Raw genomic sequence first — 14,456 nt, forward strand, 5'->3', positions numbered from 1 at the left:
GTATGAAGGAGAGTAACCGCCACGCAACCGCACATCGCGCTCGACTGCTCGCGACGCTCCGGGTACAGTACCCGGACACCCTCGCAGAACAGGGCTTTCGGCTGTTGCACCCAACATCCGGGGAGCCGTACACGGACCACCGCCGACACCTCGTCGCAACGTGTCGGTCGATTTCGAACTTCGCAGTCGGTGCGATCGTCGACGGCTCGGACTGGTGTCTCGACGCTGCCGAACACGGACTGGCATTCCTTGAAGAGGGACACCGTGACGGCGGGGACAGCTATCACTTGCTTGTGGATGCCGACGGAACGCCCCTCGATAAAACCCGCTCGGTGTACGGGCATGCCTTCGTCCTCCTTGCGTACGCACGTGCCACCGAGGCCGGGATCGACGGCGCCGAGGACGGGCTCGCGGCGATCCACGAACTGATCGAGAACCGACTCCGCGACGACGCTGGGATGCTACGGAGCGACTGTGCCTCGGACTGGACCGAACAGGAGGCGTATCGCGGCCAGAACGCGAATATGCACGCCTGCGAGGCGTACCTCGCTGCCTACGAGGCCACGGAGAAAACGGAGTACCTCGATCGCGCACGCCATATCGCGCATACGGTCACGGTTGACCTTGCCGCGGAGACTAACGGGTTGCTGTGGGAGCACTACACCGACGATTGGGAACACGACTTCGGGTACAACGAGGACGAGCCCCGCCACCAGTTCCGCCCGCCGGGGTACCAGCCTGGCCACCACGTCGAGTGGGCGAGGTTCCTTGCGCTGCTCGATCGGTACGACGACGTGACCATGGTCGATACTGACGATGACGTGTACGCGCCCGAAGGCGGGTGGTATGCCCGCGCGCTGGCGCTGTTCGAAGCCGCCGTCGATAACGGTTGGAGAGAGAAGGGCTTCATTTACACCCACGAGGAGGATGGGACGCCCATCGTTCCCGATCAGTATGGCTGGGCGCTGGCGGAGGCTATCGGTGCCTCCGCAGCGCTCATCGAGCGAGCCACCGCGAACGACGACACCGACGCGGCCGATCGGCTCCGGAAGCTGAACTGCCAATTCCTCGCGTCTATAGACCGTTACCGCGGGCCCGCCGGGCTCTGGTACGAGAAGCGGCTCGCGGCCGACGATGGCGGCGACTTCGTTGCCCCTGATCCGCCAGGGATCGAGCCTGACTACCACCCTGCGAGTGCATTCTACGAGTGCTGGCGCTCCACACGGGATGTACAGCCCGACGACCGACCGCTTACAACCACGAATGCAGATGACTGACCAATACGACATGGACCCAACTGTAATGCTCCCGCCGAAGCCGGATCGGCGGTGGACCATCGCCAAGCAGCTCGGCATCGACACAGCCGTCGTTCGCTTCTGGGGCGTCGAAAATTGGTGGGAGTACGACACGCTCCAGCGCACTGTCACGCGGTTCGAAGATCACGGCCTCTCGCTCGAAGTCGTTGAGGACCGCCCACCGATGGAAAAGACGGTTCTTGGCGAAGCAGGGCGCGACACGGAGATCGAGACGGTCAAAACACTGATCGAGAATATGGGTCGACTGGGAATTGACACCTACTGCTGGGTATGGACCGAGAACCCACTCGGCGTGATCCGGACATCAGATTCACTACCCGGACGTGGTGGCTCACAGCGGATCGGTTACAACCATGACTGGATGGAGCGCGCCTCCGACCACGAGGTGGCCAGCATCACCGAGGACGAACTGTGGGAGAATTTGGAGTACTTTCTCGACGCGGTTGTCCCGGTTGCGGAGGAGTACGGCGTGAACCTTGCGCTCCATCCTGACGATCCACCGACATCGCCAGTACGTGGCGTCCCACGAATCGTACAGTCTGTCGGGGACTATCGCCGAATTCTCGGTTTGTACGACAGTCCGAATCACGGTGTCACCTTCTGTCAGGGGAACTTTTCCGCGATGGAATGTAACACCATCGAGGCGATTCGCGAATTCGGCGACCGCATCCATTTTGTCCACTTCCGTGACGTCGAGGGTAACGAGCGGGAGTTCGTCGAGACTTGGCATGATGAGGGACCTACAGACATGAGAGCCGCCATCGAGGCCTACCGTGATGTGGGCTTCGAGGGCCCCATCCGACCGGACCACGTCCCGCGTATGGTTGGTGAATCAGACCGCGAGAACGCCATGGCCGGCTACACCGACATGGGACGCCTCTTCGCAATAGGATACATCAAGGGGTTGCTGGAGGACCGCAATCGACAACCATGCAGTCCACAGAACAAATGACACTCAACACGATAGCGGTGACTGGCGGCAACGGCAAGATCGGATCCGCGATTCTTGAACACTTAAATAAAAACGAGTACGAGACAGTAAACATCTCTCGAGGGAAACAACGCGAAGAGATATCGGACATGTACGTTACGACGGACTTGCTTGACGCCGGGGAAACGTACGGTGCGCTCGCGAAGACAAATGCTGACGCAGTCATCCATATGGGGACGATACCCAACCCGTACAGCAACCCAGATTTCAGGGTATACGAGAGTAACGTGATGTCCGGCGCGCACGTCCTTGAGGCAGCAGACGCGCTCGGTTTGAAGTCTGTTTGTCTAGCTTCCAGTATCAACGCTATGGGCAGTGAACATCAAGAGCGCCCCGTCGACGTGCGCTACGTCCCGCTCGACGAATCTCATCCGCGAACACCTGACGATCCGTATGGGCTTGCCAAGCACGCTATGGAGGTAACCGCCGACGGGTTCGGCCGTCGGCCCTCGACGGACATGACGATCGCCTCCCTACGGTACCCGTGGGTGATGACCGATGAAGAGATGCGTGAATACCTCCTCGGACCAGACCGCTCGCTTGAAGCACTTGATGACGTCCATCCGGCAACCGGTCGTGAGGTACTGTTCTCGTACCTCGCGATGGAGGATGCGGTATCCATTGCCCAAAAAGCCGTAGAGGCTGATTTCGATGGTCATGAACCGTTCTGGGCGGTCGCGGGTGACACCACTGCCGACGCGTCTACACCTGATCTTGTAGCAGAGTTCTACTCGGAAGCAGACATACTGGAGCCGCGGTCAGGCCACGAGGCAATCGTCGACCTCTCGAAAGCCGAGGAGTTGCTTGGGTGGGAGCCGCGGCAGTCATGGCGGGACCTCTAGTTGTCCTATGACTGACGAGCGTTCTCTCTTCGTTATCGGGTCGTACACCGAAGAGGATGGCGACGGGCTTACGTCGTACAGTGTCGACTCGAGATCGATCGAGCGACATGATGTGGCGAATGAAGTGGACCCTTCTTTCCTCGATATCCATCCGTCCGAATCGGTCTTTATTGCTGTGAACGAGCGCGAAGACGGCTCGGCAGTCAGCTATCGCATTAATCCGACGAACGGTCGGTTCAATTATCTCGATGAGACGGAGACAGGCGACGACGGCCCCTGCCATATCGCCATCGACCCTTGCGGCGAGTACGCAATTGTCTCTCACTACGTAGGTGGCTCCGTCGCACTCCTATCTGTGGGAACAGACGGATCCCTCAACGGGCCGATAGATTTGCGAGATCACGAAGGCTCGGGCCCGAACGAGGACCGACAGTCATCAGCTCATCCACACTCTGCTTGGTTTGTGACGAATTCGACTGTCTACGTTCCAGACCTGGGTGCCGACCAGGTCGTCGTCTACGAACTGGATCGAACCGAGAGGTGTCTTCGTCTGGTTCCAGACGCAACGATTAATTGCCGACCGGGTGCCGGCCCACGACACTTCGCCATGCATCCGAACGCGTCCGTCGGATATCTGGTGAACGAACTTGATGCGACGCTCTCAGTCGTCGATTTCGACACTCTTCGGCAACCAAAGATTAGGGATACTTACTCTACGCTCCCGAATGGTGTTGATGTCTCCGATACCACCGCCGCTGGTGTGCACGTCCATCCCTCTGGCAATTACGTGTTCGTCTCGAATCGAGGACACGATTCCATCGCAACGTTCGAATGTCGGGGGTCACCTCGCCAAGTAACGCGGAAAGCGGTAACGCCGACCACTGGACAGTGGCCCCGGGACTTTGCAATCCATCCGGACGGCAATCAGATATTTGTCTGTCACCAGCGTAGTAACGATTTAGTGACATTTGAATGCGATATCAGAACTGGTGAACTCCGAAAGCAGGGTTCTCGGATGAACATGAATGCCCCAACCTGTCTACAGTTCTGTTAGAGAAACTATCTTGACATTTGAGTTTCGTTTTCGAAAATCCACAAGTAGGTGTGGTAATGGCGGGAATTTGAGGAGTTGCGATGCCCACCATTCAAATATTGGCCTTGCTAAAATCAATTACCACTCTGCGATGCTGCCGTCCTCGTGACGCCATACCGGATTATACCATTTCACATCCGCACGAGACTGTTCGCGAACGTAATCTTCGTCGACATTGATTCCCAATCCAGGGTCAGTAGGGCGTTCGACGTAGCCATCGGCGAATTTGAACGTCTGGGGGTCCTCAAGATACTGAAGCCCGACGCTCTCCGCAGGATCATGGAGCGACAGGTCTTGTTCCTGCATGATAGCGTTGTGCGAACAGAAGACGACCTGTAGATTTGCTGCAAAGGCGATGGGGCTCAACGGACAGTGCGGAATCATGGCTACGTCGAACGCGTCGGCCATCGTCGCAATTTTGCGTAATTCGGTGATCCCACCGACGTGTGTCACGTCTGGTTGGATAACCGTGACTGCGTCGTCGGTGAGCAGCGGCTTAAAATCGTATCGAGAATAGAACCGCTCGCCGGTCGCTATCGGAACGCTCGTTTGTTCGGTGAGTGATGCGAGAAATTCAGAGTGTTCCGGCAAGACCGGCTGGTCGACGAACATCAGACCATACGGTTCTAGTGCTTCAATGAGATGGCGAGCCATCGGTTTGGAGATACGCCCGTGGAAATCCACACCGAGATAGAGGTCCTCTCCGATGGCATCGCGAACCGTCACGACTCGTTTCCGTGCCTGTTCGACCGTCCCTGGCGGTTCAATTGCACGGAACTCGGAGGACGCATTCATTTTGATCGCCCGATATCCTTGATTGCGGCGATTGATTGCTTCTTTTGAGATTTCTTCTCTGTCTTCGCCGCCGACCCACTGATGGACCATGACTCGGTCACGGACGTGGCTGCCGAGCAACTCGTGAATCGGCGCGCCGTAGTGTTTACCCTTGATGTCCCACAGCGCTTGATCGATACCGGCCAGCGCACTCATCAGGACCGGTCCACCCCGATAGTATCCGCCTTGGTACATCGTCCGCCAGTGGCGTTCGGTCTCTAACGGATCTTCTCCAAGGAGATATGCCCCGACGAGTTCGTCGACAGCCGTTTTGACGGTTTCGAGTCGTCCTTGGATGATCGGCTCTCCCCAGCCTACGAGGCCGTCGCTCGTTTCTAGTTTGAGAAGGAGCCACCGCGGTGGAACAGCGAACAGTTCGTAGTCTGTAACACGCATATTCTAGGCAACCTCAACGACTACTTCAATCCACGGTCAAGAATTGTCAATATTCCTGGCGCTATAGCAATGCTTCAAAATAAAATAGAAGATATGTTCGTTCAATTGACCACCATCGGAGGTTACTCAATCAGCGATCGTCAAGTCGCCAGCTATCGATTGGAACCTGACCACCGTCGGCCCGAAGTCCGTGACCGTTGATATAGTCGCTCGCGGGTGATGCGAGGAACGTAACGGCGTTGGCGACGTCAGCGGGATCGGTGAATCTCCCAAGCGGGTTATTGTCGAGGATCTGTTCATTCACAACGTCGTTGAAGTCCTCTATCATCCGAGTTTTCGCCCATCCCGGTACGACAGCGTTGACCCGGATTCCCTCGCGGCCGAGTTCAAGCGCAAGCCTGATCAACCGCCAGCGGGCATGCCGGACATCCGATCTCGCCCGGACACGTACGAATGACTACAGTCCAGACAGTTTTGGTGTTCTCACCAACGATTCGACTCGGGTTCATGGTTCCCGACCCCTATCGACGAATAACCGAGTCTACAGAAACGGTCACGATGTATCAGCACGCACGAATGTCACGGGACAAGGTGCAGAAAGCATCACTTCCTGAGCAGTAGAGCCGAAGACTGCCTTACCGGTGGGCGAACGCTGCCGGCCGCCAACGATAACAAGATCCGCATCGGCTTCTTCAGCCAAGCCTACGATGCTGTCCCCGTGGCTGCCGACCGCACCGCCGACAGCATGGTCGACGCTGGCTTCATCAAGCTGGCTGATGAGTTCACGGATGGTAGCGTGTCGGCTCGCTACATCGTCCGGTGAGACGTCTCCACTCGTCGTGTCGAACCCAAGTCGATCGAGGGATTCGGCATATTCCTCGTCAGTAAAAATATGACCAAGCACGACGGTTGCGTCCGACGGCCCAGCGATGTCAATCGTCTCTTCAGCCAGTCGATCGATTCGATCAGCGTCACCTGGCCCGACCGCTAAGAGGACAGTCTCTAATGCCATGGCCACACTTCCGACTATCTCCATATAATACGTCGGGCTATAGTTCTGGACTCTGCCGATTCACGAGACCACTCACTCTCCCTCTCCAAGTGTCTCATCCCCGATTGAATCGTCGGAATCAGCTGACTCGTTTGAGTCGGCTTCATCGCGAACCTGTGCGAACGCCACGTTCTCACGGGCTTGGGTGATCTCGACGGTCACCACGTCGTCGGGTCGAGTGTCGGGGACGATCACCACGTATCCCTGATCAAGTTTCGCGATTCCATCGCCCTGGTCACCGATCGTTTCGATCGTCACCTCGCGGACGTCGCCCTCCTCAACTGGCGGTGGGCGCTCACTGTCTTCGGTGGGATCTCTCTCCGATTGTTGGTCGTCATCCGCTGTCGCTTGCGAATGTGAGCCGGCCTGTGGTAAGACAACCACACGATATGTCTCGCCGGCGTCTATCTCGCCGTGGATGAGTTCCTCGCGTGGAATCGTGAATTCGTACGAGTCACCGCACTGCTCGACAGTCGTGCTGAACAGGCACCTTAGCCGATCGGAGATTTCGACCATTACACTACCTCGTCACGAATTGGTGATGACTGGTAGGCCTTTCTGTGTCGGTGACGTGGAGCAAACCTGGATTCATGAACATGGGCGTGAATCAGTGGGGTCTCAGGCCCCAATAGAGACGTATTGGTCTTCCCACTCACGACGAGCCTCGATTTCACGCCGACCACGCTGTGTGATCTCGTAGAAGTTGGTCCGGCGATCGCGCTGACCTTTGTCGATCAGTCCTTTCTCGACCAACTCATCGAGGTTTGGGTAGAGCCGGCCGTGGTGGATCTCGGTCTCGTAGTACTCTTCGAGTTCTTCTTTGACCGCCAACCCATGGGGGTCGTCCTGGCCTGCGATAGCGTAGAGGAGGTCACGCTGGAACCCAGTCAGATCGTACATATCCTCGATATGGTTATTCTCACGGTAAAATATGTCGGCCCGCGGAAATCCAGCTTCGATCAACCGATCCGATTAGGCCGGGGCTGAGTCGAGCACTTCTTGGGCAGCAGTAGGAAGATCACTCGCCTCAACACCGCGCAGTTGGTCGTCGCCAAGCTGCAGACGTAGCCGTGGCCGACCCACGTCGATCGGCACTTTCTCGGTCGTGAGTAGTCCCTGGTCTTCGAGTCGGCTTTTCGCCCGCGAAAACGTCGCTTTACTTGCGACGCCCGTATTCTCGCCCCACCTCGATATCTCATAGAGCTGAATTTGGTGGGCTGCGGCTGCGAGCAGCGTCAGGTCCACCTCGTCGAGAGCGTTGCCATCGCCCCGAGTCGTCTCGACGGCCCCAAGCATCGCGCGGAAATCGGCTTCGACTTCGGAGCCGAACGTATCGGCGAGCGTCTCGTAGACCCGCGATCGCGCTGGTGTCCGCAAGTCGAACGGGGTAGCATCCTCCCACGATTCGTCGCATCGCTCGCGCATCGCCGCGATGAACTCGGCGTCGTCAGTCCTGAGACCCGCAACCTGATCGTCGGTCTGGACGATCGAAATTACTGAGTCCTCGCCCACCACTAGCCCGCTCTCGAACTTGTCCTCGGTGACGCGAAGTGATACCGTCTCGTCAGCCACCAGATCCGCAGCGGTACTCGCGAGCTGGAAATCTCGACGCAGCCATTTCAGATGGGATTCCCGTGCGAGCAGCCGAGCCGTGGGTGGGTCGTCGAGATCGGCTAACACTTCGATAAATCCCGCAATCGAGTCCTCACCGAGGCCAGCTACGTATATCTCGCTCGATGCGGGCACATCCGCGAAGCTCGCGCGATACACCTCAGCCACCGTCGGCGCGACCTGCGAAGCACTCGCCATGGAGACGATTCGAGACCAACCACTATTTACATTTTGGCTATCTTGCTATCGAAATCAGTGGTACACGGTAGAGAGGCTGCTCAAAGCGCAGTACAACCGACTACGGCTGAGAGCCGTACTACACGGATAGCACTAAGGGCAAGATAGAGTGATTGTGACCAGTAGCGAAGACGATATGATTCGCAGCGAGGCTATTAGTATCTACTCTGTCGGGACGGGAAACCGTTCCTCACACATCACACAGTCCGAACTCATCCGAGAGCAGGGTCGCCGCTCCTCTAATGAATGTCAGGGAACGATCTGCTGGATCGTAACCCCCACTCGAAGCGGGAAGGCGTCGCATTATGGTCGATCGGGTTACAGATCTCGGGACTGGACGGTCTTGCGATCGTTGTCTTCGGCACGCTGAGCGGCATCGGCGAGCAGATCTTTCACCTCGCTGTCAAGGGCGTCGTAGAAGTCCGACGATACGTTGTGGTCTGTGAGCTGGTCTTTGACTGCCGCTTGAACGATGAGGTCAGCCATGCTTCAGTTATTCCTACCGACTCGTACTTATTCCTTTTCGAGGTGAGGAGATAAAGTGTTGTGGCGGGTGGTGAGTTGGGGGCGTATGAATCAGGAATTGGTAGTCACGCTGTCCACGGCCATCTTCGGAAGCGAGTACTCGGGGCTGTCGAACCGGCCCCATCGAGTGAGCGCGTCTGCTGAGTGTCTGAATAGTTTTACGTCTTCGATACGCAGGGCGATACATGATCGAACGGCGTCCTCTTCCCTCCTACGCCGTCGAAGCCTACGATGTCCTTCGCGAGGCCGCACCCGAGACTGACGACGGACGTCGAGAAATCTCCCCCGACGCCGCCTGGGCGGCGCTCGAAGATACCGACGAAGAGTTGACCGACGGCGACATCGAACATGTCCTCGACCTACTGTACAATCGCGGCGAGATCTACCACGTCAACGAACAGATCCGCTTCACCGACCCCGATGAGTTCGATCAACAGTACCACGACGACGATGAACAGGAAAACGACGAGTGACTTGTCTGCAAACAGTTCAGCCTAGGTAAAAGGGCTTGTCGTCCTATTCGATCAAGCCGAGATCGACGAGCTGTAACTCAACCGCCTCGACTGCACGACCGATTACCTCGCGCGTGGTACCACCCGTGACGATGGCTTTTCCACTCCCGAATAACAGAACGACCACCGGCGGGTCGTCAAGACGATAGACCAGCCCTGGAAACTGCTCGGGTTCGTACTCGACGTTCTCCAGTCCCAGACCGATCGTAATCGCGTTCAGATTCAACTGCTGGCCGAGATCCGCGCTCGCCACCATATTCTGGACGGTGATCTCCGGCTCATCAGCGATCGCAATACCGAGTTCCCGGAGGTCGTCGAAGACTCTTTCGAGGGCAGTATTGACGTCTCCAACGCTACTCGCACCCGTCGAGACCAACTTCCCTGAGCGGAACAGCAGCGTCGTGACGTGAGGCTCCTCAGTTCGATAGACCACCCCTGGAGAGGTCTCTGGGTCGTAGTCCGCTCCACGAAGATCCATCGCTACAGTCTGAAGATCGAGCTCCTGCTCGATGCCCGTCGAAGCAACCACATTCTGGAGTTCGATCGTCTCACGTGGATCAGGGGGTTCGCGCTGTTCGGTCATCGATGATTGGAAGGTCAATTATCATCGAGATAGTCTTTCCGTTGAAGAATTTGTGGAGATGACGACCATCTTCTCAATTCCGAGAGCTGAACAGCGGTGCGAATACAGCAAAGGCAGTCGCTGAAACTCAGATTTCCGTCACACGCTGGAACTCGTCGCTGAGTGCGGCGGCATCCTCGGGAAGGAGAGCTACCACGAGATACGCAGCGTACTCTTCGAAGTACTCGACCAGCGCCGCGATTCGATCGGAGTCGAGCGCTTCGAGCGAGTCGATCACGATGAACGGCAGCGACTCGTGGAGGTCGTGAACCAAGTAGCCTGCAAGCGCGAAGACGAGACCGGTGACTTCACGCTCGCTTTCTGAGAGATGAGCGATCGAGTCCTCGTAGGTCGTTCCGTCTTGGGTGCTCCGAATCACGTGGAGATCGAACACGCCGCGCTCGACCTTTCGGCGACCTTCCCGCACTGTTTGCTCGGTCCGCTCGATCCAGATCCGCTCGATATTCGCATAGTCGAGCACCCCGAGGATGGTCTCCATGTGGTCATTGAATTCTTCGACCGCCTCGGATTCGAGCTGTTCGATCCGGGTGCGGAGATCCGCCAGTTCAGTTTGAAGCTCTTCGCGACGTTCGGACAGCTGGTCACGTTCGTCGAGGTCGTCCTCGACCGTAGCGATCTCCTCGCGGACGTCCTCGAGGTCGCTTTCGAGCCGGCCGAGTTCGAACTCAAGCTGGTTGGCCTCTTTGTGGTGGTCGAGCAGTTCGCTCTGTTCTTGCCCTTCGAGCTCTTCGACCCGATGCTCACGCTCGTTGATTTCGTCTTCAAGAGCTCCCTGTTCGTCAGTTAGTTCCTCGACCTGCTGTTGACGGTCACTGATTTCGCGCTCGATCTCGTCGAGTTTGCGGTCGACGCGCTCGCGCCGGTCACGATCGCCACGGAGGTCGTCGCGTCGGTCGGTCAGCTCGTCAAGCTCGGCGTCGATCTCGTTGCGTTTCGAGGAGTGTTCGCGGCGGAGTTCTCGAAGACTCTCAAGGGTATCGTCGATCGCGTCGCGCTCGACCTCGCTCCCACAAGTCCAACACACCGTGGTGTCCTCCACCAGCTGATCGGTGAGCGCCTCGTCCTCGATCCCTGCAGCCCCAGCCTCGCGATCCTGAAGTGCAGCGTGGAGCTCAGGGTTGTCGCCGTCGAGGAGGTCCTCGTTGAACTGGAGGATGCGCTGGAGCTGGTTGATCGTGGATTCGAGCGACTGCTTGTGGTCGCGGAGTCGATCGATTTCGGTGTTGACCTCCTCGAGATCGCCTGCGGGCGTCTCGGGAAGGTCCTCCAGTGTCTCCTCAAGCTCGTCGTGTTCGTCTTCGAGCGCCTGGATACTCTCGCGCTCGGTCTCGATGCGGTAGCGAACGTCCTCCAGATCCGAGCGTACTTCCTGAAGCTTGTCGAGAGCATCCTCGAAAGCGTTCTGCTGCTCTCTGGTGTCGTCGACGGTCTTATCCGCATCCTCAATCTCGGCTTCCTTGTCGTCGAGTTCGGCGCGTTTGTCCTCGATACGGTCTTCGAGGCGTGTTTTCTCGGCTTCGAGTTCGGGCAGTCGCGAGTCGAGCGACTCCAACCGGTCGAGTTCGTCGTCAAGCTGGCGTTTTTCGGCTTCGAGCTGTTCGATCTCGGCGTTGATCGCGGTGGTGTCGACGGGCCGCATGATCACCTCGCGGAGGTCGTCGTCGCTCGCGACTGCCTGGCGGGCTTCGTTGGATTCGAGCAGGAACCCAAACAGTTCGGCGGCTTCAATGTCTTCGAGATAGGGATCGCCGTCGAAGACTACCGTACCGTTCCGGCGTTCGAGCGTCCGGGTGTATGTATCGCCATCGAGAGTCAGGGCGACCTCACCGTGGTCGGCGTCGCCCTTGAGCGAGACGGCCTCGGAGCCGAGTGTCGCCATCAACGCTTGTAATAGTGAGGTTCGATTGGTGGCGTTCCGGCCGGTGAGTGATGTCACGCCCGGAGAGAACGCGATCTCGGTGGTGTCGATGCCACCGATATTCTCAACGGCAAGCTCGGCGTGTTTCTCGGTAGCTTGTGATTGACTCATTGGGATATACGAGAATAGCGGGTGTTCTATCTAAGGTCTTGTCGTTTGGGAACTATCTGAGGCCACAAATCAGTAACAGAGTTGATGGAGATTTACTCGTAATTATAAGGACGAGTATTCTATAGACAATACATCCGCTACAGATGTACGAGAAAATTTTCGACGCGCCAAACGAAAAACTGGCCGGTGTTCCCCCTCGTTTCATCGCCCAACTCTCTTGGAGTGTTTGACCGATGGGCTAACCGCCCCGCGGGTACACTAAAACCGAGATCGAATAGACGCACGCGGATCACTCACAGATCGAGCTCTGTTTCGAATTCGATATCGTACCACCCTCAATGACGACCGATGCCGAGCGACACGTGCTCAAGCAACTGTGTGACCAAGCAGATATCGAACTCGGTGACGGCCACGACTATCTGATGCCCCACGGCGCTCGACGCGGTGCTGGTGAGGTTCTCGTTCGGACTTCAGAACATGCAACCGCCGCCCGAGCTCTTGACAACTCCGAAGAAGTCGTTCGCGGACACTACTCGCATATCGAAGCCGGCGAACTCGCCGATCAAATGACCGGCGCGTTCGAAGAAGCCGACCAGCAGAGTGAATCCAGTAGCAAACAGCACTGACAACTATCTCGCACTCGTACTCTACTAAACAGCCACCTTGAGCCGTTACACACTATAGAAATCAGTCTGGGTGTTAGAGAAAACACCCAGACAGAGTTGATCAACCAGGAGTCCACCATGGATTCCATGACAGATGATGGTAAGCAGGAGCCCACTCTCACTCCCACTGGAATGAGTTGATTTGCCAAGCATTCACCAAGTTCCAGGACAGTAGTGACAGCCTTGGGGCCAACTCTAACCCCACATGCAGGTTTACGCTCGTGTATTATGTCCGAGAATCTTGTCTGAACACCTCCATTTTAGTCTTGATTACCTCAACAGCACCTAATTGCGCCTAATATATTAGTTCTTTCGGCTAGTTGTGACTTATTACCATACGGTCAGATTGGACGTGGATTGGAGGTCAATCGCTGGTGATTCATCAGAAAGCGGGCAACCCAAGCAGTAGGTCTATAGGGATGGCAGAGGTCTTGATATACTACTTTTGGCGACCGATTCCCGCCACGTACGTTTTCTATAAGAGCAAGATCTGAGAATCCTGGCTGATTCCTGTAGCATATCACAGCGATAGAGGATAAAATACAAATAATTAAATCAAAAGTCGTATAAACACAGCTATCTAGCCAGGTATCGTGGCGATAAAGACATGAACCGGGTAAAAGAGAGCGGAGAAGAAAACAGTGTCAGTCAAAGTTATCTCGGGCAGAAAAATGGGTTTTTGACATCCCCTGCTGAATTGCAAGCGATTCGTTCCGAGGTGGTCACATTCATCCGGGACAACGTCGAGGATACCGCGGTAGTCGCGATGAGTGGGGGGATCGACTCGACGCTGACTGCAGCATTAGCAGTCGAAGCAATCGGCAGTGAAAACGTGATGGCGCTCTCGCTCCCCTGTAAAAAGACGGACGATGAACACACTACCGACGTACAGACGATCGCAGAAGGTCTTGGCGTCGAGTATCACTCGGTTTCGATTCGGCCCCTCCTCGATCTCTTCGAGGACCACATCGCGCCTGCGCTCGATCCCGCCGGCGATCGAGGGTCAATCGGGAACGTGATGGCGCGAATGCGGATGATGTGCGCGTACTACGCATCGAATGCTGGCAATCGACGCGTGCTTGGGACGAGCAATCGATCGGAGCTACTGCTTGGATACTTCACAAAACACGGAGATGGTGCAGCGGATCTGTATCCACTGGGTGAGTTCTACAAGACTGAGGTTCACGCCCTCGCGGATTTCATTGGGCTTCCACAGCGAATCGTCCACAAAGAGCCAACTGCGGGCCTGTGGACCGGCCAGACTGACAAAGCTGATCTCGGTGCATCATACGATGTACTCGATCCGATCCTCCGATCGTTCGTCGATGAGGATGCGAGTGTCGCGACTATTACCGACGAGGTGGATGTCCCCCAACAGTTCGTCGAGGATATTGTCAAACGGTATTACGATAACCGGCACAAACGTTCCATGGCCTCGACACTTGAACTCAAAGATCGAGAATCCAGCGTATCCACCTGATCTCTTCATTACTCATTCGGATTTGAATGATTTCTTGACTCGTGTCAGATATAATAGGCAGTTAGCATCCATCTCTTTCGGCTTGCAATACCGAGCCGAGTTCGAGCAGTGTCACGTACGCATCGGCCAGAAAGAGCGAAAGTCAGCTTTTTCGAAAACCGCATGCAGCTCATCAGTATTCGTTGTTATTCGAGATTTTCGTCAGCTATCACCTAGACCTCGGTCTTCATC

16 protein-coding genes are annotated in these 14,456 nt (G+C 56.5%); 7 read left to right on the forward strand and 9 right to left on the reverse strand.

Annotated elements, in window-relative coordinates; all coding sequences use genetic code 11:
- Positions 1-2 precede the first annotated feature (2 nt).
- From PHA81_RS15135 to PHA81_RS15150, 4 genes are read left to right on the forward strand one after another with little or no spacing between them, the layout of a single operon-like run.
- Positions 3-1,277: an AGE family epimerase/isomerase gene (locus PHA81_RS15135; protein WP_273837412.1), complete on the forward strand. Its 1,275-nt coding sequence runs from the start codon at positions 3-5 to the stop codon at positions 1,275-1,277.
- On the forward strand, positions 1,270-2,268 hold the full coding sequence (locus tag PHA81_RS15140; RefSeq protein ID WP_337958938.1) for a mannonate dehydratase: 999 nt from the start codon (positions 1,270-1,272) through the stop codon (positions 2,266-2,268). Before PHA81_RS15135 ends, PHA81_RS15140 begins: the two co-directional genes overlap by 8 nt.
- Positions 2,265-3,149, forward strand: a complete 885-nt coding sequence (locus PHA81_RS15145) for an NAD(P)-dependent oxidoreductase (RefSeq protein WP_273837413.1) — start codon at positions 2,265-2,267, stop codon at positions 3,147-3,149. The genes PHA81_RS15140 and PHA81_RS15145 overlap by 4 nt, the downstream gene beginning before the upstream one ends.
- Before the next feature lie 7 nt (positions 3,150-3,156).
- On the forward strand, positions 3,157-4,203 hold the full coding sequence (locus PHA81_RS15150) for a lactonase family protein (protein WP_273837415.1): 1,047 nt from the start codon (positions 3,157-3,159) through the stop codon (positions 4,201-4,203).
- 117 nt (positions 4,204-4,320) lie between these two features.
- Here PHA81_RS15150 and dgoD read toward each other — a convergent pair whose 3' ends face one another.
- The 7 genes from dgoD to PHA81_RS15185 all read right to left on the reverse strand — a co-directional run bounded on the left by dgoD (position 4,321) and on the right by PHA81_RS15185 (position 8,857).
- Positions 4,321-5,472, reverse strand: coding sequence for a galactonate dehydratase (gene dgoD / locus PHA81_RS15155; RefSeq protein WP_273837416.1), 1,152 nt, complete (start codon positions 5,470-5,472; stop codon positions 4,321-4,323).
- A 130-nt stretch (positions 5,473-5,602) separates the two neighbouring features.
- Positions 5,603-5,878 (reverse strand): SDR family oxidoreductase, encoded by a 276-nt coding sequence (locus PHA81_RS15160; RefSeq protein WP_273837417.1) that lies wholly within the window; start codon positions 5,876-5,878, stop codon positions 5,603-5,605.
- A gap of 147 nt (positions 5,879-6,025) precedes the next feature.
- Positions 6,026-6,484 carry a universal stress protein gene (locus tag PHA81_RS15165; RefSeq protein WP_273837454.1) on the reverse strand — a complete coding sequence of 153 codons (459 nt, stop codon included), beginning with the start codon at positions 6,482-6,484 and terminating at the stop codon, positions 6,026-6,028.
- Positions 6,485-6,556: 72 nt separating this feature from the next.
- Positions 6,557-7,039 carry a TRAM domain-containing protein gene (locus PHA81_RS15170; RefSeq protein ID WP_273837418.1) on the reverse strand — a complete coding sequence of 161 codons (483 nt, stop codon included), beginning with the start codon at positions 7,037-7,039 and terminating at the stop codon, positions 6,557-6,559.
- A gap of 102 nt (positions 7,040-7,141) precedes the next feature.
- The gene (locus tag PHA81_RS15175; protein ID WP_273837419.1) at positions 7,142-7,423 is read right to left on the reverse strand and encodes a PadR family transcriptional regulator; all 282 of its coding nucleotides are present in this window, start codon (positions 7,421-7,423) and stop codon (positions 7,142-7,144) included.
- Positions 7,424-7,495: 72 nt separating this feature from the next.
- Positions 7,496-8,332 (reverse strand): DUF5821 family protein, encoded by an 837-nt coding sequence (locus PHA81_RS15180; RefSeq protein ID WP_273837420.1) that lies wholly within the window; start codon positions 8,330-8,332, stop codon positions 7,496-7,498.
- 357 nt (positions 8,333-8,689) lie between these two features.
- Complete coding sequence (locus PHA81_RS15185) at positions 8,690-8,857, reverse strand: DUF1931 domain-containing protein (protein ID WP_273837421.1); 168 nt, start codon at positions 8,855-8,857, stop codon at positions 8,690-8,692.
- Between the two features lie 224 nt (positions 8,858-9,081).
- On the opposite strand from PHA81_RS15185, the gene PHA81_RS15190 reads away from it, so the two are divergent.
- A complete protein-coding gene (locus tag PHA81_RS15190) occupies positions 9,082-9,369 on the forward strand; it encodes a hypothetical protein (RefSeq protein ID WP_273837422.1) in 288 nt (95 codons plus the stop codon).
- 43 nt (positions 9,370-9,412) lie between these two features.
- Here the strand turns inward: PHA81_RS15190 and PHA81_RS15195 are convergent, their stop codons facing one another.
- Together PHA81_RS15195 and PHA81_RS15200 are read right to left on the reverse strand one after the other, a co-directional pair.
- Entirely contained in the window at positions 9,413-9,991 is a 579-nt protein-coding gene (locus PHA81_RS15195) for a TATA-box-binding protein (protein ID WP_273837423.1), read from the reverse strand.
- 127 nt (positions 9,992-10,118) lie between these two features.
- Entirely contained in the window at positions 10,119-12,080 is a 1,962-nt protein-coding gene (locus PHA81_RS15200; protein ID WP_273837424.1) for an archaea-specific SMC-related protein, read from the reverse strand.
- A 338-nt stretch (positions 12,081-12,418) separates the two neighbouring features.
- On the opposite strand from PHA81_RS15200, the gene PHA81_RS15205 reads away from it, so the two are divergent.
- Positions 12,419-12,706: a hypothetical protein gene (locus tag PHA81_RS15205; RefSeq protein WP_273837425.1), complete on the forward strand. Its 288-nt coding sequence runs from the start codon at positions 12,419-12,421 to the stop codon at positions 12,704-12,706.
- A 646-nt stretch (positions 12,707-13,352) separates the two neighbouring features.
- A complete protein-coding gene (locus tag PHA81_RS15210) occupies positions 13,353-14,225 on the forward strand; it encodes an NAD+ synthase (RefSeq protein ID WP_273837426.1) in 873 nt (290 codons plus the stop codon).
- Positions 14,226-14,456 lie beyond the last annotated feature (231 nt).

The organism is Halococcus sp. PRR34 (assembly GCF_028617175.1).
Taxonomy (GTDB): domain Archaea; phylum Halobacteriota; class Halobacteria; order Halobacteriales; family Halococcaceae; genus Halococcus; species Halococcus salifodinae.

Bases quoted from the DNA above. Each gene is read 5' to 3' on its own strand.
- PHA81_RS15140 (WP_337958938.1), top strand. From the start codon at position 1,270: ATGACTGACCAATACGACATGGACCCAACTGTAATGCTCCCGCCGAAG.
- PHA81_RS15170 (WP_273837418.1), bottom strand. From the start codon at position 7,039: ATGGTCGAAATCTCCGATCGGCTAAGGTGCCTGTTCAGCACGACTGTC.
- PHA81_RS15185 (WP_273837421.1), bottom strand. From the start codon at position 8,857: ATGGCTGACCTCATCGTTCAAGCGGCAGTCAAAGACCAGCTCACAGAC.
- PHA81_RS15200 (WP_273837424.1), bottom strand. From the start codon at position 12,080: ATGAGTCAATCACAAGCTACCGAGAAACACGCCGAGCTTGCCGTTGAG.
- PHA81_RS15205 (WP_273837425.1), top strand. From the start codon at position 12,419: ATGACGACCGATGCCGAGCGACACGTGCTCAAGCAACTGTGTGACCAA.
- PHA81_RS15195 (WP_273837423.1), bottom strand. From the start codon at position 9,991: ATGACCGAACAGCGCGAACCCCCTGATCCACGTGAGACGATCGAACTC.
- PHA81_RS15165 (WP_273837454.1), bottom strand. From the start codon at position 6,484: ATGGCATTAGAGACTGTCCTCTTAGCGGTCGGGCCAGGTGACGCTGAT.
- PHA81_RS15135 (WP_273837412.1), top strand. From the start codon at position 3: ATGAAGGAGAGTAACCGCCACGCAACCGCACATCGCGCTCGACTGCTC.
- PHA81_RS15145 (WP_273837413.1), top strand. From the start codon at position 2,265: ATGACACTCAACACGATAGCGGTGACTGGCGGCAACGGCAAGATCGGA.
- PHA81_RS15210 (WP_273837426.1), top strand. From the start codon at position 13,353: ATGAACCGGGTAAAAGAGAGCGGAGAAGAAAACAGTGTCAGTCAAAGT.
- PHA81_RS15180 (WP_273837420.1), bottom strand. From the start codon at position 8,332: ATGGCGAGTGCTTCGCAGGTCGCGCCGACGGTGGCTGAGGTGTATCGC.
- PHA81_RS15190 (WP_273837422.1), top strand. From the start codon at position 9,082: ATGATCGAACGGCGTCCTCTTCCCTCCTACGCCGTCGAAGCCTACGAT.
- dgoD (WP_273837416.1), bottom strand. From the start codon at position 5,472: ATGCGTGTTACAGACTACGAACTGTTCGCTGTTCCACCGCGGTGGCTC.
- PHA81_RS15175 (WP_273837419.1), bottom strand. From the start codon at position 7,423: ATGTACGATCTGACTGGGTTCCAGCGTGACCTCCTCTACGCTATCGCA.
- PHA81_RS15150 (WP_273837415.1), top strand. From the start codon at position 3,157: ATGACTGACGAGCGTTCTCTCTTCGTTATCGGGTCGTACACCGAAGAG.